We start from the raw sequence: 2117 nt of genomic DNA, 5'->3' as shown, positions 1-2117 counted from the left end.
TATGCTGCCGCGGACAACATCGATATGGCAGCATGACTCACAACCAAAGGCCTCCGGCAGACCCGGGGCGGTTCACTTCCAGCTGCTCGGCATCGAGCGTGTAGGGCGCCGGTCAAATGATCTAATCAAGCGTCGGCAGGACAAATTGATTTTTAATTCTGACAGGCTAGCAGCAAGCGCATGCCAAGCTGCGAAACGCCCATCGCTACAGATATACCACCGGCGATGAATACCCCGCCCATGGCGGAACGCGCTGTGCGTACCAGCGTGCTGCTAGCCGCAACTATCGAGCAGTTCGGGGGGGACCATGCTCGCACCCACAAGGTACGGGATCTCTCTAGCGGGGGTGTCCGTGTCGATCAGGGCGACGCGCTTCGGAAAGGAGCTACTGTCGTCATAACCGTCGGATCGCTGGAGGCAGTGCCAGCAACCGTGGTCTGGATTGCCGATGGGTGGGCCGGCTTGAAGTTTGCGACGGTGATTGATCCCGACCAAGCGCGCACACGAGCGGCGCTGAAGCCAAAGCAGATTTCCAATCACAAAAAGTCTGATCCATCTCCCGGTCCTACCGCTGGATGGGCCGGTGACCTGCGGAACCCTTACCGTCGATAGCAATCATAGGTCGCGGTGGGTCGCTTCGCCCAACCATTTTTCAGGTGCATATCTCGATCCCGCTGGTCGAACGGCGCGGCTCCCGCCCAGGCCCTCAGGGCATTCAGCCCACCTATCGAGCCGGATGCCCTCGTAGCGTTAATTGTCGTCGTCGTCATCGCGCCAGCGCTGATGCTCGCGACGTTCGTGCTCCCAGTAGAGCCGCCTTTGCTGCGCCGCGCGCCACTGTTCGAGGCGCGCTCGCTCTTGCCACTCGTAACTGGGTCGACTGTAGTAAGAATAGTTTTGATACTGTGGCACGCCATACGTGTAATAGCTGCTTGCAGGGTAGTTGTCGTCATCATCATAAGAGTAGCTGTTGTATCCCCCTGACCCAAAGCTCAGTGTAATACCACCGAAGCTTTGGGCCGACGCAGGCGAGGCTAGCGCGAAGGCCGAGGCAGTCGCCAATGCAACCGTCATAGCGAGTTTGCGAGCGTTCATCATGGTTTCTTCCTTCACACGATGACAGTGTTACCGGCAGTCGTTCCCGCTGCGCTCGATTGCACGGCCAGCCAACGCGCCACCACCTGCACCAAGAATAAGGCCTGTCGTGCTCGGGCGGTCATAATGCCCACCCCGACCAATTTCACGCCCAAGCAGGCCGCCGGCAACTGCGCCGAGTATGGCGCCAGTGGTACCGGATTTGCAGCGCTGCCCCTGGTAATACGTCTGGTGCTGTGGATACTCGCCACGATCCGCGTAATTCTGGTAATCACGCGTATTGTAGTATCCTTGGTAGCGGCTGCGCTGGTAGCGGTTTTCGTACTGAGCGCGACGCTGCTGCTGCTGGTAGCGCTGATATTCGCGCTGCTGACGGTAGTTCTGATAATTCGCGTCCTGATCATATCCATCGCCATCACCCTGATACTGCTGGTGATAGACTTGGCGACCGTAGTAATCCTGGGCCGATGCAGGAGCCGCAACGATTGCGGCGAGAGCTACGCTTGAGGTTATCAAGGCTGAGATCAACGTCTTTTTCACGGCTTGTCTCCTCGGAATGATCCAATCGTGCCGTTGTAGGTGAGTCGCTGTGAAATCGGGCTGAACGCGATTGTTATCGGAGGTTCATTTATGGCCTATTCGGACCTTTTGTGCCGGGGCCAATCGGTTTGCGCGGATCCGCGCCCCGTTCTTTGGCGTGTCGTGATATCGGTATTTCCTTGGCAACCGACAAAGACTGGCGGGTGACGGTGGCACGCGGCGCTCATCAGCCAGCAAGAAACCCGGGCGTACAGGGGGGATCCGATTTGAAACGAGCGGAGATGGAGACATGTACCACGCACGCTTCGACAAGATGGTCACGGCCGATAAGCCTTTTGCGGAGCTTCTCGATCGCCACAGAGCACTACTACGCGCCCAAGCCCGTCGCCTGACCGGTAACAGCTTCGATGCCGACGATCTTTTCCAAGACACGATGCTGCGGTGCTGGTCGGCCCGGAAAAGCTTCGAGCCAGGCAGCAATT

4 protein-coding genes are annotated in these 2117 nt (G+C 58.2%); 2 read left to right on the top strand and 2 right to left on the bottom strand.

Translation table 11 applies throughout. From position 1 onward, the window contains the following. Positions 1-180: 180 nt before the first annotated feature. Complete coding sequence (locus tag IE187_RS21775; RefSeq protein WP_368855619.1) at positions 181-612, top strand: PilZ domain-containing protein; 432 nt, start codon at positions 181-183, stop codon at positions 610-612. A gap of 138 nt (positions 613-750) precedes the next feature. On the opposite strand, the gene IE187_RS21065 is transcribed toward IE187_RS21775, so the two are convergent. Continuing rightward, the gene (locus IE187_RS21065) at positions 751-1098 is read right to left on the bottom strand and encodes a hypothetical protein (RefSeq protein ID WP_189677949.1); all 348 of its coding nucleotides are present in this window, start codon (positions 1096-1098) and stop codon (positions 751-753) included. Between the two features lie 27 nt (positions 1099-1125). After that, positions 1126-1635 carry a hypothetical protein gene (locus tag IE187_RS21060; RefSeq protein ID WP_189677948.1) on the bottom strand — a complete coding sequence of 170 codons (510 nt, stop codon included), beginning with the start codon at positions 1633-1635 and terminating at the stop codon, positions 1126-1128. A 289-nt stretch (positions 1636-1924) separates the two neighbouring features. Between IE187_RS21060 and IE187_RS21055 the strand changes: the two genes are divergently transcribed. Next, the coding region (locus tag IE187_RS21055; protein ID WP_268249550.1) for an RNA polymerase sigma factor at positions 1925-2117 on the top strand (193 nt) is incomplete at its 3' end.

It is taken from the genome of Sphingomonas glacialis, from assembly GCF_014653575.1.
GTDB classification, from domain to species: Bacteria; Pseudomonadota; Alphaproteobacteria; order Sphingomonadales; family Sphingomonadaceae; genus Sphingomonas; species Sphingomonas glacialis.
The sequence above is the reverse complement of the archived record's forward strand: the minus strand, read 5'-3'. Positions and strand labels throughout refer to the sequence as shown.